Source organism: Rhodococcus sp. 14-2496-1d (assembly GCF_002259365.1).
GTDB lineage: Bacteria > Actinomycetota > Actinomycetes > Mycobacteriales > Mycobacteriaceae > Rhodococcoides.
Map to the genome: position 1 here is coordinate 292221 of NZ_NPFV01000029.1, position 26129 is coordinate 318349.

Sequence of the window (26129 nt, forward strand, 5' to 3'; positions counted from 1 at the left end):
TCATACCTCGTTGGACGCTTCTCGCCGCCGACCGGTTCCACGCCCCCCGTGCGGGTCAGCCGCTGTTACGCAGTGCCGTCGCGAGACCGTTCATCGTCAGCAGGATTCCTCGCTTGACGCGTTCGTCGTCGTCCCCGTTTCGGTAGCGCCGGAGCATCTCCACCTGCATCTGATTGAGCGGCTCGAGGTACGGGAATCGGTTGTGCACGGAGCGTTCGAGAGACGGATTGTCTTCGAGCAGTCGACTGTGACCGGTGATCTTCAGGTACATCCGCACCGTCGTGGCGTGCTCGGCCTCGATCATGCCGAAGATACGAGCCCGGAGATCGGCGTCGGGAACCAACTCGGCGTAGCGAGCCGCGATGCCCAGATCGGACTTGGCCATGACCTGCGCGAGGTTGGACAGAACCGTCTGGAAGAACGGCCACTTCCGGTAGAGGTCGGTCAGCACCTCGAGCCTGGAATCGTCGTCGCCGACCCACTCCTCGAACGCCGATCCCGTTCCGTACCACCCGGGCAACATCACGCGGCACTGACTCCACGACATCACCCAGGGAATGGCACGCAGGTCGTACACCGAGTTGGTCGGCTTCCGCGATGCCGGACGGGAGCCGATGTTCAGCTCCCCTACCTCCGCAACGGGAGTCGACGTTCGGAAGTACTCGACGAAACCTGGCTCCTCGTGCACCAGACGGCCGTACGCTGCGCGTGCCTTGGCGGCCAGATCGTCCAGAATGTCGTACGCGGCTTCGGCACCGTCACCGAGGCCCTCGACGTCGAGCAGAGTCGATTCGAGAGTTCCGGCAACCAGGGACTCGAGGTTTCGTCGCGCCAAGGACGGCTCCGCGTACTTCGCTGCGATGATCTCGCCCTGCTCGGTCAGACGCAGGGATCCCTGCACCACACCGGGCGGCTGCGCCAGGATCGCGTCGTAGCTCGGACCGCCGCCGCGGCCGACCGTGCCACCGCGACCGTGGAAGAGCCGCAACCGGATCCCCGTCTTGCGCGATGCCTCGAGTAGATCCAACTCGGCGCGATACAGCGCCCAGTTGGCCGCGAGGTATCCACCGTCCTTGTTCGAGTCGGAGTACCCGAGCATGACTTCCTGGTTCATGCCGCGACCGGCGACCAGCGCGCGGTAGATCGGAACGTCGAGCGTGGCCAGCAGAGTCGCCGCGCCCTGCTGGAGGTCCTCGATGGTCTCGAACAGCGGAACGACACCGACGGTCGAGGTCGGTGCCGAACCGTCGGTGCCGGGGTCGAAGATGCCGGCCTCCTTGAGCAGCAACGCCGCTTCGAGCATGTCGCTGACCGACTGGCACATGCTGATGATGTAGTTCTGGATGGTGTCGGGGCCCAAGTGGTCGATGGCCTCCTTGGCCGCCCTGACGATGCCCAGTTCCTTCGTCGCGAGCTCACTGAGCTGCGCGTTGGGGCCGACGAGCGGCCGCCTGGTCGCGAGTTCCCGCGACAGCACCGACACCCGCTCGTCCTCGCCGAGGGACACGTAGTCGGGGTGAACACCGGCCCAGGCCAGCAGCTCGGCGACCACCTCTTCGTGGGTCTCCGAGTTCTGCCGCATGTCCAACGCCTGCAGATGGAATCCGAACGTCTCGACCGACTGTCGAAGCCGGAGCAGTCGATCGTCGGCGATCAACGCGTCACCGTCCGCACGAAGTGCCCGGTCGATGACGTCGAGGTCGTCGAGGATGTCCTGCGGGCCGTCGTACTTCTGCGCTCCGAGGTCGATGCCGGAGACCGGTACGGCGTCGAGCACCGCCTCGGCGGTGGCGGTGAGCCGAGCCCGGATGCCGACCACCGCGACCCGATACGGCTCGTCCGATCGGCGGTCGTCCGGTTCGGCCGATGCGCCGGCCAGAGCCGCGAGCTCCTCGGTGACATCCACCAGGCGCGCGGACATCGACAGTTCCTTCTCCAGCGCGACCAGCTCGTCCAGGTAGTGCTCGAACGCGACGTAACCCGCCTGATGTGTCGCAGTGTGCACCACGTCGGCGGTGACGTTCGGATTGCCGTCGCGGTCGCCGCCGATCCAGGAACCGGGGCGAAGGATGGGGCGCGGCAGAAGATCGTCCTCGGGCCACCGTGCGCGCAGCGCGGCACGCACATCCGCATTGAGGGCAGGCATGACGTCGAACAGAGACGACTCGAAGTAACGGAGGCCGACCTCGATCTCGTCCTGAATTCGCAACCGCGACAACCGAATCAGAGCTGTCTCCCACAGGGTCAGTACCTGCCTGCGGATCTGCACGTCGATGGCGGCCAGTTCCTTGGCCGCGCGGGCGGCCTTGCCCTCGACCGCCGCAACGGCGACATCGCGGCGACGCATCAGCTCGGTGATCTTCGATTGCACGTCGAAGATGGTCCGTCGACGTGTCTCGGTGGGGTGCGCTGTGATCACCGGGGCGACCAACGCATCGGTGAGAGCGGCTGCCACCTGCTCGCGCGACGGTGCCGCGGCATCGATCTTGAGCCAGGTGGCGTCGAGGCTGCTGTCCTGCGGCGGATCCTGGCGGTCGAGGTGAATCGCGCGGCGACGTTCGCGGTGCAGGTCCTCGGCGAGATTGGCCAGCAGCGAGAAGTGACTGAACGCGCGAATCAGTGGAACTGCCTGTGCCACTTCCACATCGGTGTAACGTCCGACCGAATCGTCACGCTCGATCTCGGATCTGCGTACCGCGAATGATTCGACGCGCGCTGCCTCGATCAGGTCGAAGACGTCCTCGCCCTCGTGCTCGCGAATGATCTCGCCCAAGATACCGCCGAGATAGCGGATGTCCTCACGGAGAGGCTCTGTCAACTCTCGACCCTGAGCTGTCGGTGGGACGAAGGCTGGGGAACCGACTGACTCGTAGGAGGATTCGCTCATCCACCCAGTATCGTCGCTCCGTCACCAACTCGCACTCGGAGCCGAATTCGATCAGGTGTACTTGATCTCCAGACCGATACCGAGGATGGCGATGAGCCAGATGATGCCGGTGAAGACCGTGAGGCGATCGAGATTCTTCTCGACGACGGTCGAACCGGAGAGGCTGGACTGCACTCCGCCACCGAACAGGCTGGACAATCCGCCGCCCTTGCCGCGATGCAGCAGGATCAGCAAGATCAGTGCCAGGCTGGTGATGACCAGCAGAATATCCAGAAACAGATCCATGTCCACCTCAAACTCGATTCGATGCCTTCAGCAGCCTACCTGGCCCCGTGAACGGCTTCGGACACCCCGCCGAAGCGAGGTGCCCGAAAACCGTTCGTCGTAGCGTTGCCGATCAGGGCAGGGGTCCTCCTGCAGCGATGGCCGACAACGTGGCGAACTCGTCGGCCTTGAGCGAAGCGCCACCGACCAGTGCGCCGTCGACATCGGGCTGACCGACGATCTCGCCGACGTTCTTGGCGTTGACCGATCCGCCGTAGAGCACGCGTACGCCTGCGGCGACCTCGCCCGAGGAGAGCGACTTCAACTCCTCGCGGATGGCACCGCACACTTCCTGAGCGTCCGACGCGGACGCGACCCGGCCGGTTCCGATCGCCCACACCGGCTCGTAGGCGATGACGACCTTCGAGATGTCCTCGGCCGACAGTCCGTCGAGTGACCCGCGGAGCTGCGCGACGTTGTAGGCCACGTGCTCGCCCGCCTCGCGGATGTTCAGACCCTCGCCGATGCACACGATCGGAGTCAGTCCGTTCTTCAGCGCCGCCTTCGTCTTGGCGAGAACGACGGCGTCGTCCTCGTTGTGCAACGTGCGTCGTTCGGAGTGACCGACGACGACGAAGGTGCACCCCAGCTTGGCCAGCATCGATCCGCTGATCTCGCCGGTGAACGCACCCTTGTCCTCGGACGAGACGTCCTGTGCACCGTAGGTGAGCAGGAGCTTGTCGCCCTCGACCAGAGTCTGGACGCTCCGGATGTCGGTGAACGGCGGGATCACCGTGACGTCGACCTTGTCGAAATACTTCTCGGGCAACGAGAATGCGATCTTCTGCACCAGCGAGATGGCCTCGAGGTGGTTGAGATTCATCTTCCAGTTGCCCGCGATGAGCGGCTTACGTGCCATGCGTTACGCCTCCAGGACGGATAGGCCGGGGAGCTGCTTGCCTTCGAGGTATTCGAGGGATGCACCGCCGCCGGTGGAGATGTGCGAGAAGCCGTCGTCGGGCAGTCCGAGGGTGCGCACCGCAGCCGCGGAGTCGCCGCCACCGACGACGCTGAACGCGCCCTTCTCGGTGGCTTTGATGATCGCTTCCGCGATGCCCTTGGTGCCGGCCGAGAACTTGTCGAACTCGAACACTCCTGCCGGTCCGTTCCAGAAGACGGTCTTCGCATTCGAGAGCACGACAGCGAAACGACTGACCGAGTCGGGTCCGATGTCCAGGCCCATCCAGCCGTCCGGAATTTCGGACGCCTTGACGGTCTTCGCCTCGGCGTCCGCCGCGAACTTGTCTCCGACGACGATGTCGACGGGCAGGTGGATCACGTCGCCGAAGCGCTCGAGCAGGTCCTTGCAGACCCCGATCTGATCCTCCTGCAGCAACGAGTTGCCGACCGAATATCCCTGCGCAGCAAGGAAGGTGAACGCCATGCCGCCGCCGATCACGAGGGTGTCGACCTTGGGGGCCAACGCCTCGATGACGCCGAGCTTGTCCGAGACCTTGGAGCCGCCGAGCACAACCGCGTACGGACGCGCAGCGTCCTCGGTGAGCTTCGCCAGCACCTCGACCTCGGCAGCGACGAGGGTGCCCGCGTAATGGGGCAGCAGCTGCGCCACGTCGTAGACCGACGCCTGCTTGCGGTGCACGACGCCGAATCCGTCGGAAACGAACGCCGCGTCGTCGCCGGCCAGAGCCACCAGCTCGCGAGCCAGGGCAGCTCGCTCGGACTCGTCCTTGCTGGTCTCGCGCGGATCGAAGCGAATGTTCTCGAGCAGCAGCACGTCGCCGTCCGTCAGACCCTCGGCGCGAGCCTCGGCGTCCTGACCCACGACGTCGCCCGCGAGCTGAACATGGCGTCCGAGCAGCTCGCCGAGTTTCGCGGCGACCGGAGCCAGGCTGTACTTCGCGTCGGGCTTACCGTCGGGACGACCGAGATGCGCGGTGACGATGACCTTGGCACCGGCCTCGACCAGAGCCTCGAGAGTCGGGATCGACGCCTGGATACGGCCGGGATCGGTGATCGTGCCGTCCTCGAGCGGGACATTGAAGTCCGATCGCACGAGGACGCCACGGCCTTCGACACCGGCATCGAGCAGATCCTGCAGTGTCTTGACAGCCATCGGTGTCAGAGGGACTTGCCGACGAGACCGATGAGGTCGGCGAGGCGGTTGGAGTAGCCCCACTCGTTGTCGTACCAGGAGACGATCTTGACCTGGTCGTCGATGACCTTCGTCAGCGGCGCGTCGAAGATCGACGAGTGCGGGTCGGTGACGATGTCCGAGGACACGATGGGATCGGTGTTGTACTTCAGGATGCCCTTCAACGGTCCCTCGGCAGCAGCCTTCATCGCAGCGTTGATGTCGTCGGCGGAGGCCGACTTCTTCAGCAGCGCGGTGAGGTCGGTGACCGAGCCGGTGGGGATCGGAACCCGGAGCGCGTAGCCGTCGAGCTTGCCCAGCAGCTGCGGGAGCACCAGGCCGATGGCCTTGGCTGCGCCGGTGCCGGTCGGCACGACGTTCAGAGCCGCAGCGCGAGCGCGACGCAGATCGCTGTGCGGGCCGTCCTGCAGGTTCTGATCCTGTGTGTACGCGTGGATCGTGGTCATCAGTCCCGAGACGATGCCGAACTCGTCGTCGAGAACCTTGGCGATGGGGCCGAGGCAGTTGGTGGTGCACGACGCGTTGGAGATGATGTTCTGGCTGCCGTCGTACTTGTCGTCGTTGACGCCCATCACGATGGTGATGTCCTCGCCCTTGGCGGGCGCGGAGATGATGACCTTCTTCGCACCGGCGTCGATGTGACCCTGGGCCTTCGCAGCGTCGGTGAAGATGCCGGTGGACTCGACGACGACGTCGACACCCAGGTCACCCCACGGAAGTGCGGACGGGCCCTCGCGCAGCGACAGTGCCTTGATCTTCTGGCCACCGACGACGATGGTGTCTTCGCCCTCGAGCGAGACATCGTGCGGCAAACGGCCCAGGATCGAGTCGTACTTGAGCAGGTGTGCGAGCGATGCGTTGTCGGTCAGGTCGTTGACAGCAACGATTTCGATGTCGGTGGTACCGAGCGCCTTCTGCGCGTCGACAGCCCTGAAGAAGTTACGCCCGATGCGGCCGAAGCCGTTGACGCCTACCCGGATCGTCACTGTTCGCTCCTAAAAGTTGTGAAAACAGATGTCTGATTGTGCCTGCGTGCGGGGTGCCACACGCGGTTCCCACCCTAGTGTGCGCGCAGGCAGAGCGCGCGCATCACGTGATCGGGCCGATCACGCCTCGTCGAGCAGCTCGGCGGTGACCGCGGACTCGGTGTCGGGAATTCCGGTTTCCTTGGCCTTGCGATCGGCCATGGACAGCAGGCGTCGAATTCGGCCGGCCACGGCGTCCTTGGTCATCGGAGGGTCGGCCAACTGGCCCAGTTCCTCGAGTGACGCCTGCCGATGCTGGACTCGGAGCGATCCGGCTGCGGCCAGATGGTCCGGCACGTCGTCGCCGAGGATGTGCAGGGCGCGCTCGACTCTCGCTGCGGCGGCGACGGCGGCCCTGGCCGAGCGGCGCAGGTTGGCGTCGTCGAAGTTGGCGAGCCGGTTCGCAGTGGCTCTGACCTCGCGTCGCATGCGTCGTTCTTCCCAGATCAACCGGGTGTCCTGTGCTCCCATGCGGGTGAGCAGGGCTCCGATGGCCTCGCCGTCGCGGACGACCACTCGATCGGTGCCGCGGACCTCACGAGCCTTCGCGGCCACTCCGAGGCGGCGGGCGGCTCCGACGAGCGCGAGCGCCGCCTCCGGTCCGGGGCAGCTGATCTCCAGGGCCGAGGACCTACCCGGTTCGGTGAGGGAGCCGTGCGCCAGAAATGCGCCCCGCCATGCCGCCTCGGAATCCCCCACCGTGCCGCCGACGACCTGTGCGGGGAGGCCGCGAACCGGGCGTCCCCGCAGATCCAGCAGGCCGGTCTGGCGGGCCAGCGCTTCGCCGTCCTTGGCCACTCGGACCACGTACCGCGAGGTCTTGCGTAGCCCGCCTGCGCCGAGCATGTGCACGTCGGAGGAGTAGCCGTACAGCTCGAAGATCTCCCGCCGCAGCCGTCTCGCAATGGACCCGAGGTCCACCTCGGCTTCGACCACCACCCGGCCCGCCACGATGTGCAGTCCACCGGCGAATCGCAGCAGTGCGGACACCTCGGCCTTGCGGCAACTGACCTGGCTGACGGTCAGCCTGCTCAGCTCGTCCTTGACCTCCGCTGTCATGGCCACGAAGTGATCCCCTCTCTGCGTGCGGCAGTCGGTGCGGTGCCGCCGGTGGGCGACACGATGGAGCCGAGAGCCGCGGCAAGCTTGCCGTAATGATGTGCGTGGGTGCCGTTTTCGGCAACGTCGACGTAGACGACCTCGGCACCGAGCCGGGCCGCAGCCCGCGCCACGTGCTCGCGGTTGCTGCCTTCCGGGACCGAGGCGGAATCGACCAACACGTAGTCGATTCCCAAATCCGGTGCGTGTTGGGAGAGTACGTGGACATGGCGCTCGGCGGAGAATCCGGTGGTCTCACCGAGTTCGGGGGCCAGGTTCAGCACCAGTACCTTCGGCGCGCTCGTACGAGCCAGCGCGGTGAGCTGATCCGGCACCAGTACGTGCGGGATCACGCTGGAGAACCACGATCCCGGTCCGAGCACCACGAGGTCTGCCTTCTCGATCGCAGCGAGTGCATCCGCGGACGCCGGCGGTTCGGGGGGAAGCAGCCGAACGCGGCGAACCTTGCCGGGAGTCGTCGCCACCGCCACCTGTCCGCGAATGACGCGGCTCACGCGCGGATCGTCCTCGAGACCGGAGACGTCGGCCTCGATGTCGAGTGCGATCGGCGACATCGGAAGCACTCGTCCGTCGATTCCGAGCATCCGCACCATCTCGTCCAGTGCGGCGATCGGGTCGCCCAGTACCTCGGTGAGGCCGGCGAGGATGAGGTTGCCCACCGAGTGCCCGGCCAGCGCGCCCGTGCCACCGAAGCGGTGCTGGAGGACGTCGGTCCACAGCTGTGTTCGCTCGTCCGAGCGTGCCAGCGCGGCCAGCGCCATGCGCAGATCCCCGGGCGGAATGACGCCGAGCTCGGCCCGCAGACGTCCCGAGGATCCCCCGTCGTCGGCGACCGTGACGATGGCGGTGACGTCGTGACCGAGCAACCGGGCCGCCGACAGCGTTGCGTACAGGCCGTGACCGCCTCCGAGTGCGACGATCCTGGGGCCCGATACCGGTACTTCGGTGTCGACCTCGCTCATTCGCGACCCAGATCCCGATGCAGCACCCGCACCGACACATCACCCTGATCGGCGAGAATCGCGGCCAGTGCCTCGGTCATCGCAACACTTCGATGCTTCCCTCCGGTGCAGCCCACGGCCACCGTCATGTATCTCTTGCCTTCCCGCACGTATCCCTCGATCGTTAGATTCAGCAGATGCGTGTACGTCTGCAGGTAGTCGCGTGCCCCGTCCTGCCCCAGCACGTAATCCCGAACGTCCGCGTCCTGGCCGGTGTGTTCGCGCAGCTCCGAAACCCAATGGGGATTGGGCAGAAAGCGCACGTCGCAGACCAGGTCGGCGTCCATCGGCAGGCCGTACTTGAAGCCGAACGACTGCACGGTGACCCCGACGCCGGTGGTGTCGGACTCGCCGAACACCGTCTCGATCTTGCCCCGCAGTTGATGCACCGACAGGGATGTGGTGTCCACGGTCAGATCCGCGGCCGCCTTGACCTGGGCGAGTCGCAACCGTTCGGCGGTGATGCCCTCGGTCAAGGTTCCGTCCTGACCGTCGTTCTGCAGAGGATGGCTGCGCCGGTTGGACTCGAATCGACGGATCAACACGGCGTCGGACGCGTCGAGGAAGAGCACTCTGTTGCGCACGCCCTTGGAATCGAGTTCTTTGACCACCCAGCCCAGATCGCCGGTGAACAGGCGACTTCGAACGTCCATCACCAGCGCCAGTCGCTCGATTCTGGGCTTGGACTCGCGGCCGAGATCGACCATCTTGGAGATGAGCTCCGGCGGTAGGTTGTCGGCGACGTACCAGCCGAGATCCTCGAGAATCTTGGCCGCCGTGCGCAATCCTGCTCCGGAAACCCCGGTGACCAACGCCACTTCGATCTCGTCGTGCCGCGACTCCCCCGCGGAGGGCTGTTCGAGATGGTCTTCGGACGGTGGGTGTCTCTGTGTCTGGTGTTCGCTCACTACGAAGCCTGTCCCGCCGATTCCACGCGCGGTGCGATCGCATGTTCCGCCGTGTTCTCGCCCGATGTCGTTGCAGTTGCGCTGCCATCATCGCCTACATCGGCGTCGTCCGTGTCGGAACCCAGTGCGGCCAGCACCGACTTGGCTGTGGTCTCTCCGATCCCGGGCACCTCGACGATCTCCGCGACCGTCGCGCGTTTGAGGTTGGCGACGGAACCGAAGTGTGCCACCAGCGCCGTTCGACGCGACTCGCCGAGTCCGCGAACCGAATCCAGAGCCGAGGCCGTCATGCGTCGCGATCGCTTGCTGCGATGGAACGTGATCGCGAACCGGTGCGCTTCGTCGCGGACCCGTTGGAGCAGGTAGAGCGACTCGCTCGTACGCGGAAGGATCACCGGATCCTCCTCCCCCGGAACCCATACCTCCTCCAGCCGCTTCGCCAGACCGACCACGGCCACGTCGGTCACGCCGAGCTCGTCCAGCACGGCCGCGGCAGCGGCCACCTGAGGGGCACCGCCGTCGACGACGAACAGATTGGGTGGATACGCGAATTTGCGCGGTCTGCCGGTCTGTGGATCCAACGCCGCTTCGGGGGCGAGATCGCCTCCGGTCCCCTCGGCCGAACCGTCCGCGGAGTGCCGTAGGAACCGGCGACGGGTCACCTCGGCGATGCTCGCCACGTCGTCGGAGTGCCCGTCGCCTGCCGCTTCCTTGATCGCGTAGTGGCGGTAGTCGCTCTTGCGGGGCAATCCGTCCTCGAAGACGACGAGCGAGGCCACCACATCGGTTCCCTGCACGTGGGAGATATCGATGCACTCGATGCGCAGCGGTGCCGAGTCCAGATCGAGTGCCTCCTGAATACCCTGCAGCGCAGCCGATCTCGATGTGAAGTCGCCCGCGCGCTTGAGCTTGTGCTGCTGCAGGGCTTCCTTGGCGTTGCGTTCGACGGTCTCGGCCAACGCCTTCTTGTCGCCGCGCTGGGGAACACGCAGAGTCACGTTCGAGCCCCGAAGTTCACTGAGCCAGGCCTGAACCTCGTCGGCGTTGTCCGGCAGGACCGGAACCAGCACTTCCCTCGGGACGGCGTTGGAACCACCGTCGTCACCGCCCGGTGCCTGTGCGGACAGGGCGGCCTGCTCGCCGTAGAACTGCGTCAGGAACTGCTCGACCAGAGCGGGCAGATCGGCCTCGTCCTGGCGTTCGATCACCTCTCCTGCCTTCTCCACCACCCAGCCGCGCTGCCCGCGCACGCGGCCGCCTCGGACGTGGAAGACCTGAACGGCAGCTTCGAGGGCGTCGGTGGCGAAGGCGACGAGATCGGCGTCGGTGCCGTCGCCGAGCACCACCGCCTGCTTCTCCAATGCCCGACGCAGCGCACCGACGTCGTCTCGCAGACGTGCGGCGGTCTCGAAATCGAGGTCCTCGGATGCAGCCTGCATCTTCTTCTCGAGCTGACGAACCAGCTTGTCCGTCTTTCCGGCCAAGAAGTCACAGAAATCCTCGACGGTCGCCCGATGCTCCTCGGCGCTGACCCGTCCGACGCACGGTGCCGAGCACTTGTCGATGTAGCCCAGCAGGCAGGGCCGGCCGATCTGATTGTGGCGCTTGAACACTCCGGTCGAGCACGTGCGCGCGGGAAATACTCGCAGCAACAGATCCAGCGTCTCGCGAATGGCCCACGCGTGCGCGTAGGGGCCGAAGTAGCGGACACCCTTGCGCCGGGGTCCGCGGTAGACGAACAACCGAGGAAACTCCTCGTTCATCGTCACCGCGAGCATCGGATAGCTCTTGTCGTCGCGGTAGCGGACGTTGAACCGTGGATCGAATTCCTTGATCCAGTTGTACTCGAGCTGGAGGGCCTCGACTTCGGTGGTCACCACGGTCCACTCCACCGATGCCGCGGTCGTGACCATCTGGCGAGTACGTGGATGCAGCGAGGCTATGTCTGCGAAGTAGGAATTGAGTCGACTGCGGAGGCTCTTGGCCTTTCCCACGTAGACGACGCGGCCGTGCGGATCGCGAAATTTGTACACCCCCGGCTCCACCGGGATGGTTCCGGTGGCCGGGCGGTAGGTAGCGGGGTCGGACACGGCATCCACGTTAGCCGTCGGGTCCGACGTTCTCCGCATCCGCAGCTCAGCCGCGGTGCGGAGGTAGGACGTCAGTCCCGATCGACCGGGATGTCCGGAACGGAGGCGGCGGGCGCGTAGGTGCGTTCGAGAGTGCGGAACTTTCGTACGGCCGCGACCGCATGGTCACGATCGTTGGACTGGATGGCCATCACATTGATGAACTCGTCGTCGGGAATGTCGATCCTGGCCCACATGGCTCCTTCGGGGAAGGACAGACCACGCACCAGATCCCATTCGATCAGACGCTCCGACAACAGGTTCCGCACCGCGACACCTGCAGGCCCGACGCGAATGCGCGGGCGCGTCAGCACGAGCGCCAGGCCTCCCAGAAGAAGTCCGATACCTGCCATCGCCAGTTGGTCCGCGGTTCTGAAGTACACCCCGGTCGGCGAGACCCTCAGCAGGACGGCCACGGTCGAATGCGCCACCACGAGCAACACCGCCGTCGCGACGGCGTAGCGAGCCGACTTGCGCGACTTCACCACCATGTCCCACTCGGCGGACGGTGCGCTGCCGGTCACGTGAACTCCTGATTCGTCCAGGGTTGGCGTAGGTGTTTGAGAGTCAGCGCTGTGTCGATCGCGGCCGCCGTGGCCTGCGCGCCCTTGTCCTCGAACGAACCGGGCAACCCTGCGCGATCGAGCGCCTGCTGCTCGTCGTTGGTGGTGAGCACGCCGTTGGTGACCGGAGTGCCCTCGTCGAGCGAGACGCGCGTCAGCCCGGCCGTGACGGCGTCGCATACGTACTCGAAATGCGGTGTGCCACCGCGGATGACGACGCCGAGTGCGACGACGGCGTCGTGGTTGCGGGCCAACGCCTGCGCGACGACGGGCAGTTCGATGGCTCCGGCCACACGGATGACCGTGACGTCCTCGATCCCGGCCGACTCGGCTTTGCGAAGTGCACCGTCGAGCAATGCCTGAGAGATCTTCTGGTGCCACTGACCGGCGACGATCGCCAGTTTGAGATCACTGGCGCCTGCGAGCTGCAGGGTGGGTTCGCCTTCGCCGCTCATGAGGTGGCCCCGTTCTCGGATGCGGGAGTGGAGCCTGCGGAACGACCGTTCTCGTACTCGTCCAACCCGGTGAGGTCGTGGCCCATCCGGTCGCGTTTGGTGCGCAGGTAGGTGAGGTTCTCGGCGTTGGCGCGCAACGGCATCGGCACTCGTTCGGTGACGTGCAGACCGTAGCCGTCGAGTCCCACTCGCTTGGCGGGGTTGTTGGTCAGCAGCCGCATCGACGAGACGCCGAGGTCGACGAGGATCTGAGCACCGATTCCGTAGTCACGGGAGTCGGCCGGCAGGCCCAGTTGCAGGTTGGCGTCGACGGTGTCGGAGCCTGCGTCCTGCAGCTGGTAGGCCTGGAGCTTGTGCAGCAGACCGATTCCGCGACCTTCGTGTCCGCGCATGTACAACACGATGCCGCGTTCCTCGGCGGCGACCATCTCCAGGGCCGCGTCCAACTGTGGTCCGCAGTCGCAGCGGAGTGATCCGAACACGTCGCCGGTGAGGCATTCGGAGTGCACTCGAACGAGGACGTCGTTGCCGTCTCCGTCGGGGCCCGCGATGTCGCCGCGGACGAGCGCGACGTGCTCGACCTCGTCGTAGATGCTCTGGTAGCCGACGGCGCGGAAGGTGCCGTGGCCGGTGGGGATCCGGGCGTCGGCGACGCGGACGACGTGCTTCTCGTGCTTGCGACGCCAGGCGATGAGGTCGGCGATGGAGATGAGGGCGAGGTCGTGCTCGTCGGCGAAGACGCGCAGTTCGTCGGTCTGGGCCATCGCGCCCTCGTCCTTCTGGCTGACGATTTCGCAGATGACGCCTGCAGGCCGCAGGTCTGCCATGCGGGCGAGGTCGACGGCGGCTTCGGTGTGGCCGGGGCGACGCAGCACTCCGCCGTCCTTGGCGCGCAGCGGTACGACGTGGCCCGGACGGGTGAAGTCGTTGGCCCCGGTGTCGGGGTCTGCGAGCAGTCGCATCGTGGCCGCCCGGTCGGAGGCGGAGATTCCGGTGCCGATGCCCTCGCGGGCGTCGACGGTGACGGTGTACGCGGTTCCGTGCTTGTCCTGATTGGTGGCGAACATCGGCGGCAGGCCCAGCCGGTCGCAGTCCTCACCGGAGAGTGGAACGCAGAGATAACCGGAGGTGTAGCGGACCATGAAGGCGACCAGTTCCGGGGTGGCCTTCTCGGCGGCGAAGATGAGGTCGCCTTCGTTCTCGCGGTCCTCGTCGTCGACGACCACCACTGCTTTGCCCGCAGCGATGTCCGCAACTGCGCGCTCGATACTGTCGAACCTGGTCACCACGGTGTGCTCCATACGTCTCGGGCCTGGCTCAGCGCCCTGGAAATTCTCCGATGCACCATCGATTGCGTGCATGTCAACAGTACTTACTGTGCGTCGATCGTCTGCAGCCGCTCCACGTACTTGGCGATGACGTCGACTTCGAGGTTGACCGGCGATCCGACCTCGGCCGTGCCGAGAGTGGTCAAGTCGAGGGTGGTGGGGATCAGGGAGATCTCGAACCAGTGCGCTCCGTCGTCGACGCCGAGTCCGGAGACGGTGAGCGAGACGCCGTCGACGGTGATCGAGCCCTTCTCCACGACGTAGCGCGCGACCGAGGTGGGCAGTGCGATGCGCACGACGGTCCAGTTCTCGGACGGCGATCGGCCGATGATCGTTCCGGTGCCGTCCACGTGACCCTGTACGAGGTGTCCGCCGAGACGGCTGCCGAGCGCGGCCGCACGTTCGAGGTTGACGCGGCTGCCCACGTCGAGGGCACCGAGGCTCGAGCGGTTCAGCGTTTCCTGCATCACGTCGGCGGTGAATCCGCCGTCGGGCAGCACCTCGACGACGGTCAGGCACACCCCGTTCACCGCGATGGAGTCGCCGTGGCCTGCATCGGAGGTCACCACCGGGCCCCGAACGGTGAACCGGGCGGCGTCGGGCAGTTCGTCCTTGGCGACGATCTCGCCGAGCTCTTCGACAATTCCGGTGAACATCTACTTCGCTCCTTCGGGCACGACGCCGATCAGAATGTCGTTGCCGATCATGGTGACTGTCTCCGTGCGGAACCGAATTGCGTCGGCAATTGTTCCGATGCCCGCATTCTCCACCGCTGTGGGCCCGCTGCCCAACACCGCCGGTGCGACGTACGCCACGACGCGGTCCACCAGGCCCGCAGCGAGGAATGCCCCGGCCAACGTCGGGCCGCCTTCGATCTGGATGTCGGTGTGCTCGCTGAGGGCGTCGATCACGGCCGCGGGGTCGTGTGTGTCGAGGAACACCGTGGGGGCGTCCGTCCCACGTATCGCTGCGGTCGACGGTATCGACCGCGATCCGACGACGACGCGCACGGGTTGGTGCGGCGCGAGGGTCCCGTCCGGACGTCGTGCGGTCAGTCGCGGGTCGTCGGCCAGCACGGTGCCGGTTCCGACGACGATGGCGTCGAGCTTGGCCCGCTCGGCATGGACGTGCGCCCGGGCCTGCGGTCCGGTGATCCACTGGCTCGTGCCGTCCGCCGCGGCGCTGCGTCCGTCGAGGGTGGCGGCATATTTCCACGTCACGTGCGGCCGACCGGTGCGTTGCTTGTGCAACCAGGCGCGCAGCGGCCCCTGCCGCACCGCGATCTCACCGATCCCCTGTTCGACGCGAATGCCCGCCGCGCGCAGGGCTGCCGCGCCGCCCGATGCGAGCGGATTCGGATCGGCGACGGCGTGCACGACCGCCGCGATGCCCGCGTCGATCAGGGCCTGCGAGCACGGTCCGGTGCGGCCGGTGTGGTTGCAGGGTTCGAGGGTCACCACCGCGGTGCCGCCGCGCGCTCGGTCACCGGCCTCGGCCAGCGCGACGATCTCGGCGTGCGGACCGCCGGGCGGACGCGTCGAGCCGATGCCGACGACGACGCCACCGGCATCGAGAATCACCGCACCGACCGCGGGATTGGGACTGCTGATGCCTCGGGCGGACTCGGATGCCTCGACGGCGAGGGCCATGGCGTCCGCGACGGACAGTGCTGCGCCCTGGCCGTTCATTACGACAGGTGGTGTGATGCGCGGGCGGCTCGGTCGCGTAGGTCGCGCACTGCGGCTGCGGGGTCGGCGGTGTTGTAGACGGCCGATCCGGCGACGAAGCAGTCGATTCCGGCCTCCGCGGCCTGCTCGATCGTGTCGGAGTTGATGCCACCGTCGATTTCCACGACCAGTCGCAGATCCCCGGAATCGACAAGTGCTCGAACGGCTTTCGCCTTCGCGAGTACCTCCGGCATGAACGACTGCCCACCGAAGCCCGGCTCGACGCTCATCACCAGCAGCGTGTCGAAGTCGCGCAGGATCTCGAGGTACGGCTCGATGGGTGTTCCCGGCTTGACGGACAGTCCGGCTTTGGCTCCCGCCGCCCGGATGTCGCGCGCAACCGCGGACGGGTCGTCGGTCGCTTCGGCGTGGAAGGTGACGTTGTACGCACCCGCCTCGGCGTACGGCGGTGCCCAGCGGGCCGGGTCCTCGATCATCAGGTGGCAGTCGAGCGGAATGTTCGTCGCCTTCAGCAAGCTCTCCACGACCGGCAGCCCCAGGGTGAGGTTGGGTACGAAGTGCGCGTCCATGACGTCGACGTGCAACCAGTCGGCTCCGGACACCGCCTCGGCTTCGGCGGCGAGCCGGGCGAAATCGGCGGACAGAATGGAGGGGGCGATCATCGGGGAAACCACGATTGACGAGCCTAGCCCAGCCGGTATCGTTCGCCCATGACCACCATGGATTCCGTGACAGCGGTGATCGCCGAGTTGCCCGAGGTCACCGAGAGTGTCCGGTACGGCCGTCCGGCGTGGTCGGTGGGCAAGAACGTGTTCGCGTGGGTCCGCCCGTTCAGCAAAGCCGATCTGAAGCGGTTCGGCAGCGAGATCCCGCCCAGCGGACCGATTCTCGCCGTCCGCACCGCGGATCTCAACGAGAAGGAAGCGATTCTCGCCGCACACCCGCGGGCGTGTTTCACCATCTCGCATTTCGACGGGTTCGCTGCCGTTCTGGTCGACCTCGACAACACCGAGGACGACGAACTGCGTGAACTGATCATCGACGGGTGGCTGGTCCACGCCCCGACAGACGTGGCCGAGACGTTCCTGGCCGGCAACTGATCACACCGCTTCCCGGTCACGACGGCTCACCGGTCACATCGGCTTACGCAGCGCCGCCATGAACATTGCGTCCGTGCCGTGTCGATGCGGCCACAATTGCACCGATGTACCGTCGCCGAGTTGCGGCACTCCTGGGACCAGCTCGCGGGTGTCGAGCTGTTCGACGCCGTAGCGGCGGACCGCGTCGGCGACGACGGCGGTGGTTTCGGACAGGTGCGGCGAACACGTCGAATACAGCACCACTCCGCCCGGGCGGACCAGCTCGATTGCCGCGGCCAGCAGTTCCTTCTGCAATGTCACCAGTGCCGCCACATCGGAGGGCAGTCGTCGCCACCGGGCCTCGGGCCTGCGGCGCAGGGCACCGAGCCCGGTGCAGGGCGCGTCCACGAGCACGCGATCGTAGCCGCCATCGAGTCCGGACTGCCTGCCGTCGACGGTGTGCACCGTCACCGGAAGGTCCTTCGTCGTCTTGGACACCAGATCGGCTCGGTGCGGCGTCGGTTCGACGGCGTCGACCGTGGCACCGTCGATCTCGGCGATGGCACCGAGGAGGGCAGCTTTACCGCCCGGTCCGGCGCACAGGTCCAGCCACCGGCCACCGTCCTCGCCGACGAGCGGCGCCAAGGTGAGCGCTCGGCCGACGAGTTGACTTCCTTCGTCCTGCACCCCGGCCAGTCCGTCCCGGACGGCGTCGAGCTTGCCGGGATCTCCGCCGTCGAGGTGCACTGCGTACGGCGAATAGGGTCCCTCTTCTCCCCCGGTGATCAGCGCCAGTTCCTCGGCGGAGATCTCACCGGGCCGAGCCACCAGGTGGACCGAGGGACGGGCGTCGTCGGCCTCGAGCACCGCGGCGAGTTCACCGGCGTCGGCACCGAGTGCATCGGCGAAGGCCTGCGCGATCCACTTGGGATGGGCGTACTCGAACGCGAGGTGGCCGACGGGATCGGTTGCCGCAGCGGGCGCGAGCTCGTCGACCCACTGGGCAGCCGTCCGCTCGGACACGCGGCGCAGTACCGCGTTGACGAAACCTGCTTTGCCGGTGCCGAATTCGGCCCGAGCCAGGTCCACCGACGTGGCGACGGCCGCGTGCGGTGCCACTCGGGTCCGGAGCAGTTGGTAGGAGCCGAGTCGCAGAATGTCGAGCAGCGGCCCGTCGATCTCGGCGGCAGGCCGACCGGCTGCATGGGCGATCACCGCGTCGAGCACACCACGCGCGCGGGACGCGCCGTAGGCGAGTTCGGTGGCCAGTGCCGCGTCGCGCGAGTCCAGTTTGCGCTCTCGTAGCAGGCCCGGAAGCACCAGATTGGCGTAGGCATCCCGCTCGCGTACCGCCTTGAGGACGTCCCGGGCAGCCCGGCGGGCAGGGTCGATCGCGTCGACGGCACGCGGTCCCGCGCCTTGCGGGGGCCGGTTTCCCTTCGGCCCGCGGGCTCCGGGCGACTTCTTGACGTGCTTGCGAGCTGGACTGGACTCGCGCTTTCGGGGCCTGTCGGGTTCTGTCATCGTGCTACCGCCGTATCGTCCAGCCGAGCGCCGCGCGCCCAGTCGAGTGCCTTCATGAGCTTCTTGCCCTGCGGCTGAACTTCGCCGAGAACCACTGCCGTCGTGCCTGTTCCGATGTGTACGCCGGACTTTCGCACCGATATCTCGCCCGGGGCCAACGTGTCCTCCGAGGGCGTTGTCGGAGCGATCTTGACGCGAAGTTCACCGATCGTGGTCCATGCGCCCGGTGCGGGGGTGACCGATCTGATGTGCCGGTCGACGAATGCCGCAGACCGAGTCCAGTCGATGCGCGCGGCGTCGACGCTCACCTTGCTCGCGTAGGAGATCCCGTCCTCGGGCTGTGGATGCGCGGATGCCGTCCCGTCCTCGATCGCGTCGAGGGTGGCAGCCAGTAGGTCTGCTCCGCTCGACGCCAGTCGGGTGAGCAGGTCCCCCGTCGTATCGGTTGCGCGCACCCGCTCGGTGACGACGCCGAGTACCGGGCCGGTATCCATTCCTGCGTCGAGCAGGAAGGTGGAGGCGCCGGTGATCTCGTCGCCCGCGGCGATGGCGGCCTGTACCGGCGCGGCACCTCGCCACGCGGGCAGCAGCGAGAAGTGCAGATTGATCCAGCCGAAGCGAGGGATGTCGAGCACCGGCTGCGGCAGCAGTGCCCCGTATGCGACGACCGGACACACGTCGGGCGCGAGTTCGGTGAGCTGTGCGACGAAATCCGGATCCGAGGGCTTCGCGGGTGCGAACACGGGGATTCCGTGCTCGTCGGCCAGCAGGCCGACCGGTGAGCGCATCGTCTTGCGGCCCCTACCGGCTGCGGCGTCGGGCCGGGTCACCACCGCGATCACCTCGTGGCGTTCGGACTCCAACAGTCGCTGCAGCGACGGGACTGCGGGCTCCGGTGTACCGGCAAAGACGACGCGCACTCGAGCAACTCCCTGGATGGACGAAAGGATCTCGGGTGTTCATCCTAGGGAGTCGCGAGCGCCGCGGACGATTCCGCAGGTGCCGATCACGTCGCGTCGGGGGCGTCGACCGTGTCGTCGGGATCTCGATCGGTCGGACCGTCGTCGGCGAGGATCCGATACAGCGACCTGCGTGCTTCGGTGAGGATCTCGGCGGCCTGCTCCACCTGTGCCGGTGTGCCGACTCCGGCGACCTGACCGGCTGCGCCCATCAACTGGCCGATCAGGGCCCGAAGATCGCGAGCGTCGACACCGACGGACTCTGCCACGTCGTCCCATGGGCTGCCCAGATCGCCGCGATGAGCGTCGACGTGCGTTCGCCCCTCGTCGGTCAGCGCAGCCGTCTTGCGGCCGGCCACCTTGTCGATCAGGACCAAGCCCTCGTCTTCGAGTTGGGACAGGGCCGGATAGATGGAACCCGGACTCGGCTTCCAGGTTCCGTTGCTCTTCGCGGCGATCTGCTGGATCAGTTCGTATCCGTGCATCGGACGTTCCTCTAGCAGTAGCAGGATCGCAGCGCGCACGTCCCCGCGTCGTCCGCGTCCTCCCCGACCCCGGCCTCGACCGAAGTCTCCGTTCGGCCCGAAACCGCCGGGACCGAAGCCGGGGCGCATGCCTTCCCGTCCCCGTCCGAAAGGGCCACCCTCACCGTGCCTGTTCCGTTCACCATGAGCTCTCCTTCCACGGCCTCGTTCTCGCGGACCGTGATCGTCCGACGGGCCTCGATCGTCGCTCTGCGCGACCCACATCTGAAAGGGCGCGCCTCGCATCTGGCGACGTACTGCGCGGCGTCCGAATTCGTGAGCGAATCCCTCGAATGCGTGATTCATGTCGTTCTCCTTTGTATCGATTGCAAGTCGACGATATATCGTCAATAGAACTTTGACAATACCCAGAGGCAACCTCTACGTTTTCCGGATCCGAGGAACACGTCGTGGATCGCTTCCGCTCGTTAGAATGGCGCGGTCGGTGCGAGCTCACGTCCAACGAACCGTGTACAGCGGCCGGCTCGACAGCGATCGCTCACGAACGAGGGGGGCCGTGTGGCCGGATCGACGAGGCGACGCGTGACTGTCGTTCTCGGCTGCGTCCTGGCCATCGTTCTGCTCGCCGGCTCCAACGTTCTCGGCCAGAGAATCTCGGTACTGATCGACGACGTCGCACAGCTCGCAGGTGGCATCACCGCAACGGTCGTCTGCTGGCGAACGGCGTCGAGACGGACGGGCTCCGAACGGCAGTGGCGCGTTCTGATGGCCGCGGGAATGGCGTGTTGGAGCGCAGGCATGGCCGTGTGGGCTTTCTATCGATCCGCTCTCGACATGCCACTGCCGAATCCATCGGTCGCCGACGTGGGGTTCTTTCTCTTCCCGATCTTCGCCGTGCCCGCGCTGCTCGCCTTCGTCGGCCCGTCGCCCCGGCGGGCGGCCGCAGGTACACGCCATGTCTGGGTGATGTCGTTGCTCGACGGGGCCGTGGTCGTCGGGTCCCTCTTCGTTCTGTCCTGGGCCACCGTCCTCGGGGCGGTCGTGCACTCGTCGGAATCGGAGTCCATCGCATTCCTCGTGGCGATCATGTATCCCATCACCGACCTCGTTCTCGTGGCCATGATCGTGCTGCTCGCCGTGATCCCGAAGATCGCGTCGCGTTACCGAACGCAACTCACCCTGCTCGGTGCCGGAATCCTCATGATGGCGATGTCCGACAGCATCTACGCGTACCTCGTCGCCACCGGTGCGGACTTCATGCCGGTTCTGACCGACGGCGGATTCATCGCAGGCACTGCACTCATCGCTCTCGCGGCCGCCGCCCCGAGGACCGTCGAGGACGATCCGCCTGGTCCGCCGATACACGGCTCGTCACTGCACGGATCGGCGACAGCTGCGCGGGTGTACACCGAGACCGTCACCGGTGAGAGAACACAACTGTTGTTGCCGTACGGGCTGATGGGCGCGATAGGGATCGTGCTGGCGATACTGCGCGTGCAGACCGGGGACCTGGATTCGACGGTGGTGGTACTCGGGGTGGCGGTGGTGCTGCTCTCGCTCGTGCGCCAGGTGATCACCCTGGTTCAGAACGACAATCTGCTTCGGAGCCTGTCTCTGGCCCAGGCCGAGCTGACGTATCGCGCGCACCACGACGGACTCACCGGGCTGCTCAACCGGTCGTCGTTCGACGAACACCTTCGAGCGGCGGTGAACGACGCCAGGGCGGGCCGGGGCCGCGCCGTCCTGCTGCTGATCGACCTCGACGACTTCAAGAGCGTCAACGACAGATTCGGCCACGGCGGCGGCGATCGACTACTCGTCGAACTCGCCCGCCGCCTCGACCGATGCGTGGTCGACGGAGTGGTTGCGCGCTTCGGCGGCGACGAGTTCACCGCCCTGGTGAACGCGGATCTGCGAACCGGCCGTACCACGGCGGTCCGCATCGCCGAGGCCATGCGGACCGCGCACGAGATCGACGGCCATTCGGTGTCGGTCGGCGCGTGCGTGGGTGTGGTGCAGATCGGTCGTCCCGACCGCACCGCCGACGCGACGACGACCGTGGCCGGCACCGACACCTCCGACGTCGACGAGGACGAGCTGATGCGCCTCGCCGATCGCGCGATGTACAAGGCCAAGCGCTCGGGCAAGGCCGGCGTCTACGCCTACGACACCGCAGGAACACTCAGCATGGTCCCGAGCGGTTCCGATCAGGCAAGCTTGGGAATCAATCCGAAAATGGTTGCAGGCGAACCGGATCCGGCCCGGTTGATCGGTCCGCCGACCAGAACGTAGGCACCCGTGGTCGGTATCGACTCCAGATTGGTCAGGTTCTCGAGACTGATCCGACGCCGGTCGTAGAGCTTGACCGATACCGGATAGGTTTCGTCGTTGCCCAAGTCGGGTCCGAAGGTGTCGGTTCCGAGGGCACCTCTGTCGGCGAGCCTGCCCGTGTCGATCAACCACTGCGCCGCCTCCGCCGAGAAGCCGGGTTGGTGCGTCACGCCGTCCGCGTCCGCGTTCGCGTAGGCGTCGGTACCCCAGCGTGACGCCCATCCGGTCCACAGAATTACGGCCGCGCCGTGCGGAATGGCTCCGTTGACTGCTTCCCAGTTCTGCAGGTCGGCCACGGTCACGGCGTAGTCGGCGTCGGCTGCCGCCCGATCACGAATGTCGATCTTCACCGCGGGCAGAAACAGATCCTCCGGATCGAGCTGGTCGGCGGTCAGCCCACCTTCCTGGAAGTGTGCGGGCGCTCCCCAGTGCGTGCCGGTGTGCTCGCCTTCCTTGACGTACTGGAGGTAGAAACCGTCGTCCGCGACGGTGAACGCCGTCTCGAGCGAGAATTCGGGATCGCCGGGAAAAATCGGGGTGAGCGCCGGATCGTTGACGTGCGACAGAGACACGATCCGTAGCAGTCGATACAACGGAACGGCCGGTGTCGGCGGCTGCGCCGAGCCGGTACCGGGCAGGGCGTCGGCGGAGGCAGGTGCCACGAGCCGGGCTCCGATCACCACTGCCAAACCTGTTGTCGCACGGCGAAAGAGCTGCCTTCTCTTCATGTCCCCGACCCACCTCTCATCGGCGCCCCGTGCGCCGCCCCGACGCAACCTTAGGCCACGGCTGCCCCGGACGGCAGTGTCAGCCGATTCGAATCGGGTCTATCTGAACCCGCACTCCGCCGCCGAGCTTCTTGGCGCTACGAGATGCCTGAGCGGCGGCCAGCGCCCGCGCCAAGGCCGCCCCGGTGCTGCGCGGCACGCGTATCAACAGCCGCTGCACATCACCGGGAAGCACGTCCTCACCGCCGCCCGCGGGTGCGCGTTGGCCGTCCGGCAGATCGACCGGTCCGAGTATCTCCACTGCCTCGGGCAGATCTGCACCCTCCACCAGCGCCGTGATCGCATCGGTGGTTCCGTCGATCGCCGCGACGTGTACGGCGGGCGGGAACCGTACCTCCACTCGTTCGTCCAACTGACTTCTGGCGTGCCACAGAGGATCCCAGCGAACCAGCGCCTGCACTGTCGGTATCTCGGACTCGGCGACGACGACAACGCGACCTCCCGCAGAGCCGGGCCGGACCAACGCGGCGGCCGTCATCCACCGACGCAGTGTCTCCTCTGCCGCGCGCAGGTCTGCCCGGCCGAGCAGGGCCCAGCCGTCCAGCAGAAGAGCTGCGCCGTACCCACCGTCGACCGTCGGCTCGGCACCGACGGTCGACACGACCAGACCGGCACCGGGTCGGACGGAGTCGAGCACGGCGGCACCTCCCGAGTTGTGTATCGGTACGCCGGGAAATGCCCGTCCGAGTTCCTCGGCGGTGCGGCCCGCTCCGATCACGACCGCCCGCAGGTTGCGTGATCCGCATACGGTGCAGCGATGCGCGGTGTCGGCGATTCCACACCACGAGCAGGTCGGACTGCCGGCTCCGTCGCTTCCAGGGGCCGACGGCAGGGCCAACGGCCCGTTGCACCGGCGACACCGAGCCGGGTGCCGACACTTCGCACACGCCAGTGACGGCACGTATCCGCCGCGCGGAACCTGAACCAGCACAGGCGAATCGGCTTTCAGTGCGGCTCGCGCCGCCTCGAACGCGATGGCGGGAAGCCGGGCGACACGGGCTGCCGGGTCCCGCGCGAGCGCATGGTCCGAGTCCGCCAAGGCCACCACATGGGGTTGACGCTCACGGACCAGCTCACGAGGAGCCACCAGATCGTGTGCCCAACCGGAATCGACGAGAGCTTCCGCCTCCGCCGTCCGCGAATGTCCGCCGACCACCACCGCCGCCCCGGATACGTGCGCTCGGAGCAACGCGACTTCTCTGGCGTGCGGATACGGCGAACGGGGCTCGGCGAAGCTGTCGTCACCGTCGTCCCAGACGGCGATCATGCCCAGAGTGGACACCGGAGCGAACACGGCGCTGCGCGTCCCCACCACAACGACCGGGCCCGATCGCAGACCGCGCAACCATTGCCGATACCGCTTCGCCGGACCCAGTCCGGCCGACAACGTCACCACCCGGTCGGCTCCGAGCAGAGCCGTGCAGGCCGTTTCCAGTCGATCGAGATCACGCTGATCGGGTACCACCACCACGGCGGATCGACCGGCGGCGACGGTCACGGCAGCGGCCTCCGCCAGCCGCACCGGCCACCGCTCACCGGGCAATGCCTGCCACACCGCGCGGGGTACGCGTCCCGATGCCAACGCGTCGAGGAAGTTCGAGCCGTGGGTGTAGGCCGACCATGCCGACCTGTCGACGGCAGGCTCGACCGGGGGCTCGACGACGGGTGTCGGTTCCGCCTCGACTCGGGCGTGGCGAGCCGGGATCGCCAGACGCAGTACGTCCGCTCTGGTCCCGGCGTACCGATCGGCCACCGCCTCGGCCAGTTCCGCGATCTCGGGAGTCAGAACTTGCTCTGCCGACACCACCCGATCGAGCCAGCCGAGCTTGCCGGAGTGCTCGGTCTCGGCCAGTCTGGCCAGCACGAAGCCGTCGACCAGTCGGCCCGCGAACCGAATCCGAACTCGCACACCGGGCCGAGCATCGCTGCTCATCTCCTCGGGTACGAGGTAGTCGAACTCTCGGTCGAGATGCGGCAGCGGCAACATCGGGAGAATGCGCGCGATCGGGAGATCCGACGCCGCCACCCGCGCTACGCCCGCCACCGCACCTCCTCCTCGATTCTCACCCCACACTCGATGACGGAGCACCGAGCCGGTGCGAGCAGGGTACGTGCCGAACGGTCGACGCCGAACTCAGAGTCCGGCAGCCTCGCGGAGCTTGCCTGCGCGATCGGTGGACTCCCACGGGAGATCGATGTCGGTGCGGCCGAAGTGCCCGTACGCCGCAGTGGGCGCGTAAATCGGTCGCAGCAGATCCAGATCGCGAATGATGGCACCGGGGCGCAAGTCGAACACCTCGCTGATCGCCGCCTGAATGCGCGCGGGATCGGTCTTCTCGGTGCCGAACGTCTCGACGAACAACCCGACCGGCGCGGCCTTGCCGATGGCGTACGCCACCTGGACCTCGATGCGATCGGCGAGCCCAGCCGCGACAGCGTTCTTCGCGACCCAACGCATCGCGTATGCAGCGCTGCGGTCGACCTTGGACGGGTCCTTGCCGGAGAATGCGCCGCCGCCGTGCCGTGCCATGCCGCCGTAGGTGTCGACGATGATCTTGCGACCGGTCAGCCCGGCGTCACCCATCGGACCACCGAGCACGAACTTTCCGGTGGGATTGACCAACAGACGTACATCGGACGTGTCCAGCGTCGGCACGTCCAACTCGGCGAGTACCGACCCCAGTACCTTCTCCCTGATATCGGGGGTGAGCAGGTTGTCGAGATCGATGTCGGCCGCGTGCTGAGTCGAGATCACCACGGTGTCGAGGCGAACGGCGTTGTCACCGTCGTATTCGATCGTCACCTGTGTCTTGCCGTCCGGACGCAGGTAGGGCAGAACCCCACTCTTGCGGACCTCGGTCAGCCGCCGAGAAAGACGGTGCGCCAACGCGATCGGCAACGGCATCAATTCGGGAGTGTCGGTGTTGGCGTAGCCGAACATCAACCCCTGATCCCCCGCGCCCTGACGGTCGATCTCGTCGTCGGACAGTCCTTCGACTCGGGCCTCGTGCGAATGATCGACGCCCTGCGCGATCTCGGGAGACTGCGCGCCGATCGCGACGTTCACACCGCACGAATTTCCGTCGAATCCCTTGGCCGACGAGTCGTACCCGATCTCGAGCACCTTCTCGCGCACGATCTTGGGGATGTCGGCGTAAGCGGTGGTATTGACCTCACCCGCAACGTGGACCTGGCCGGTGGTGACGAGGGTCTCCACGGCCACCCGAGCACGCGGATCCTCCGTCAACAGAGCATCGAGAATCGAATCGCTGATGGCGTCACAGATCTTGTCGGGATGACCCTCTGTGACGGACTCGCTGGTGAAAAGCCGACTACCGGACTTGCTCACGGACTTCCTCTCGACGCATGTTCCTGTCCGACCCGACGCCGCGCGCCGGTCGGGCACTCCATGAAAATTTGACG

General features: G+C 66.7%; 23 protein-coding genes. 2 read left to right on the forward strand and 21 right to left on the reverse strand.

Annotation, left to right across the window (positions count from 1 at the left end; translation table 11 throughout):
- Window positions 1–55: 55 nt before the first annotated feature.
- From ppc to rpe, 15 genes are all read right to left on the reverse strand, one after another.
- Window positions 56–2887, reverse strand: coding sequence for a phosphoenolpyruvate carboxylase (gene ppc, locus CH296_RS22695; RefSeq protein WP_094647942.1), 2832 nt, complete (start codon window positions 2885–2887; stop codon window positions 56–58).
- A 51-nt stretch (window positions 2888–2938) separates the two neighbouring features.
- Window positions 2939–3172, reverse strand: coding sequence for a preprotein translocase subunit SecG (secG, locus tag CH296_RS22700; RefSeq protein WP_032398009.1), 234 nt, complete (start codon window positions 3170–3172; stop codon window positions 2939–2941).
- Between the two features lie 112 nt (window positions 3173–3284).
- Window positions 3285–4070 (reverse strand): triose-phosphate isomerase, encoded by a 786-nt coding sequence (gene tpiA / locus CH296_RS22705; RefSeq protein ID WP_032398008.1) that lies wholly within the window; start codon window positions 4068–4070, stop codon window positions 3285–3287.
- 3 nt (window positions 4071–4073) lie between these two features.
- On the reverse strand, window positions 4074–5285 hold the full coding sequence (gene pgk, locus CH296_RS22710) for a phosphoglycerate kinase (protein ID WP_094630019.1): 1212 nt from the start codon (window positions 5283–5285) through the stop codon (window positions 4074–4076).
- A gap of 5 nt (window positions 5286–5290) precedes the next feature.
- Window positions 5291–6310: a type I glyceraldehyde-3-phosphate dehydrogenase gene (gene gap, locus CH296_RS22715; RefSeq protein ID WP_032398006.1), complete on the reverse strand. Its 1020-nt coding sequence runs from the start codon at window positions 6308–6310 to the stop codon at window positions 5291–5293.
- 120 nt (window positions 6311–6430) lie between these two features.
- The gene (gene whiA / locus CH296_RS22720) at window positions 6431–7414 is read right to left on the reverse strand and encodes a DNA-binding protein WhiA (RefSeq protein ID WP_032398005.1); all 984 of its coding nucleotides are present in this window, start codon (window positions 7412–7414) and stop codon (window positions 6431–6433) included.
- On the reverse strand, window positions 7405–8430 hold the full coding sequence (gene yvcK / locus CH296_RS22725; protein WP_032398004.1) for a uridine diphosphate-N-acetylglucosamine-binding protein YvcK: 1026 nt from the start codon (window positions 8428–8430) through the stop codon (window positions 7405–7407). The genes whiA and yvcK overlap by 10 nt, the downstream gene beginning before the upstream one ends.
- On the reverse strand, window positions 8427–9377 hold the full coding sequence (gene rapZ / locus CH296_RS22730) for an RNase adapter RapZ (RefSeq protein WP_373557296.1): 951 nt from the start codon (window positions 9375–9377) through the stop codon (window positions 8427–8429). Before rapZ ends, yvcK begins: the two co-directional genes overlap by 4 nt.
- On the reverse strand, window positions 9377–11467 hold the full coding sequence (gene uvrC / locus CH296_RS22735; protein WP_094630103.1) for an excinuclease ABC subunit UvrC: 2091 nt from the start codon (window positions 11465–11467) through the stop codon (window positions 9377–9379). Before uvrC ends, rapZ begins: the two co-directional genes overlap by 1 nt.
- A gap of 71 nt (window positions 11468–11538) precedes the next feature.
- Entirely contained in the window at window positions 11539–11997 is a 459-nt protein-coding gene (locus CH296_RS22740; RefSeq protein WP_094685941.1) for a PH domain-containing protein, read from the reverse strand.
- A gap of 29 nt (window positions 11998–12026) precedes the next feature.
- A complete protein-coding gene (gene ribH / locus CH296_RS22745) occupies window positions 12027–12524 on the reverse strand; it encodes a 6,7-dimethyl-8-ribityllumazine synthase (protein WP_032398003.1) in 498 nt (165 codons plus the stop codon).
- The gene (locus CH296_RS22750) at window positions 12521–13810 is read right to left on the reverse strand and encodes a bifunctional 3,4-dihydroxy-2-butanone-4-phosphate synthase/GTP cyclohydrolase II (RefSeq protein ID WP_052050500.1); all 1290 of its coding nucleotides are present in this window, start codon (window positions 13808–13810) and stop codon (window positions 12521–12523) included. Before CH296_RS22750 ends, ribH begins: the two co-directional genes overlap by 4 nt.
- An 86-nt stretch (window positions 13811–13896) precedes the next feature.
- Window positions 13897–14508 carry a riboflavin synthase gene (locus tag CH296_RS22755; protein WP_032398002.1) on the reverse strand — a complete coding sequence of 204 codons (612 nt, stop codon included), beginning with the start codon at window positions 14506–14508 and terminating at the stop codon, window positions 13897–13899.
- The gene (gene ribD, locus CH296_RS22760; RefSeq protein WP_094657127.1) at window positions 14509–15540 is read right to left on the reverse strand and encodes a bifunctional diaminohydroxyphosphoribosylaminopyrimidine deaminase/5-amino-6-(5-phosphoribosylamino)uracil reductase RibD; all 1032 of its coding nucleotides are present in this window, start codon (window positions 15538–15540) and stop codon (window positions 14509–14511) included.
- A complete protein-coding gene (gene rpe / locus CH296_RS22765; protein WP_032398000.1) occupies window positions 15540–16214 on the reverse strand; it encodes a ribulose-phosphate 3-epimerase in 675 nt (224 codons plus the stop codon). Before rpe ends, ribD begins: the two co-directional genes overlap by 1 nt.
- A gap of 36 nt (window positions 16215–16250) precedes the next feature.
- On the opposite strand from rpe, the gene CH296_RS22770 reads away from it, so the two are divergent.
- A complete protein-coding gene (locus CH296_RS22770) occupies window positions 16251–16640 on the forward strand; it encodes an MmcQ/YjbR family DNA-binding protein (RefSeq protein ID WP_032397999.1) in 390 nt (129 codons plus the stop codon).
- Window positions 16641–16673: 33 nt separating this feature from the next.
- Here the strand turns inward: CH296_RS22770 and CH296_RS22775 are convergent, their stop codons facing one another.
- From CH296_RS22775 to CH296_RS22785, 3 genes are all read right to left on the reverse strand, one after another.
- Complete coding sequence (locus CH296_RS22775) at window positions 16674–18143, reverse strand: RsmB/NOP family class I SAM-dependent RNA methyltransferase (protein ID WP_179277797.1); 1470 nt, start codon at window positions 18141–18143, stop codon at window positions 16674–16676.
- Window positions 18140–19063: a methionyl-tRNA formyltransferase gene (fmt, locus tag CH296_RS22780; RefSeq protein ID WP_094657124.1), complete on the reverse strand. Its 924-nt coding sequence runs from the start codon at window positions 19061–19063 to the stop codon at window positions 18140–18142. Before fmt ends, CH296_RS22775 begins: the two co-directional genes overlap by 4 nt.
- 86 nt (window positions 19064–19149) lie before the next feature.
- Complete coding sequence (locus CH296_RS22785) at window positions 19150–19872, reverse strand: PadR family transcriptional regulator (protein ID WP_256980573.1); 723 nt, start codon at window positions 19870–19872, stop codon at window positions 19150–19152.
- Between the two features lie 297 nt (window positions 19873–20169).
- On the opposite strand from CH296_RS22785, the gene CH296_RS22790 reads away from it, so the two are divergent.
- On the forward strand, window positions 20170–21879 hold the full coding sequence (locus CH296_RS22790; RefSeq protein WP_256980546.1) for a GGDEF domain-containing protein: 1710 nt from the start codon (window positions 20170–20172) through the stop codon (window positions 21877–21879).
- On the opposite strand, the gene CH296_RS22795 is transcribed toward CH296_RS22790, so the two are convergent.
- The 3 genes from CH296_RS22795 to metK form a co-directional block, all read right to left on the reverse strand.
- Window positions 21795–22646 (reverse strand): cyclase family protein, encoded by an 852-nt coding sequence (locus CH296_RS22795; RefSeq protein ID WP_094685791.1) that lies wholly within the window; start codon window positions 22644–22646, stop codon window positions 21795–21797. The two genes, CH296_RS22790 and CH296_RS22795, sit on opposite strands and share 85 nt — an antisense overlap.
- A 79-nt stretch (window positions 22647–22725) precedes the next feature.
- Window positions 22726–24693 carry a primosomal protein N' gene (locus tag CH296_RS22800; RefSeq protein ID WP_179277814.1) on the reverse strand — a complete coding sequence of 656 codons (1968 nt, stop codon included), beginning with the start codon at window positions 24691–24693 and terminating at the stop codon, window positions 22726–22728.
- Between the two features lie 147 nt (window positions 24694–24840).
- The gene (gene metK / locus CH296_RS22805) at window positions 24841–26055 is read right to left on the reverse strand and encodes a methionine adenosyltransferase (RefSeq protein ID WP_032397994.1); all 1215 of its coding nucleotides are present in this window, start codon (window positions 26053–26055) and stop codon (window positions 24841–24843) included.
- Between the last annotated feature and the right edge of the window lie 74 nt (window positions 26056–26129).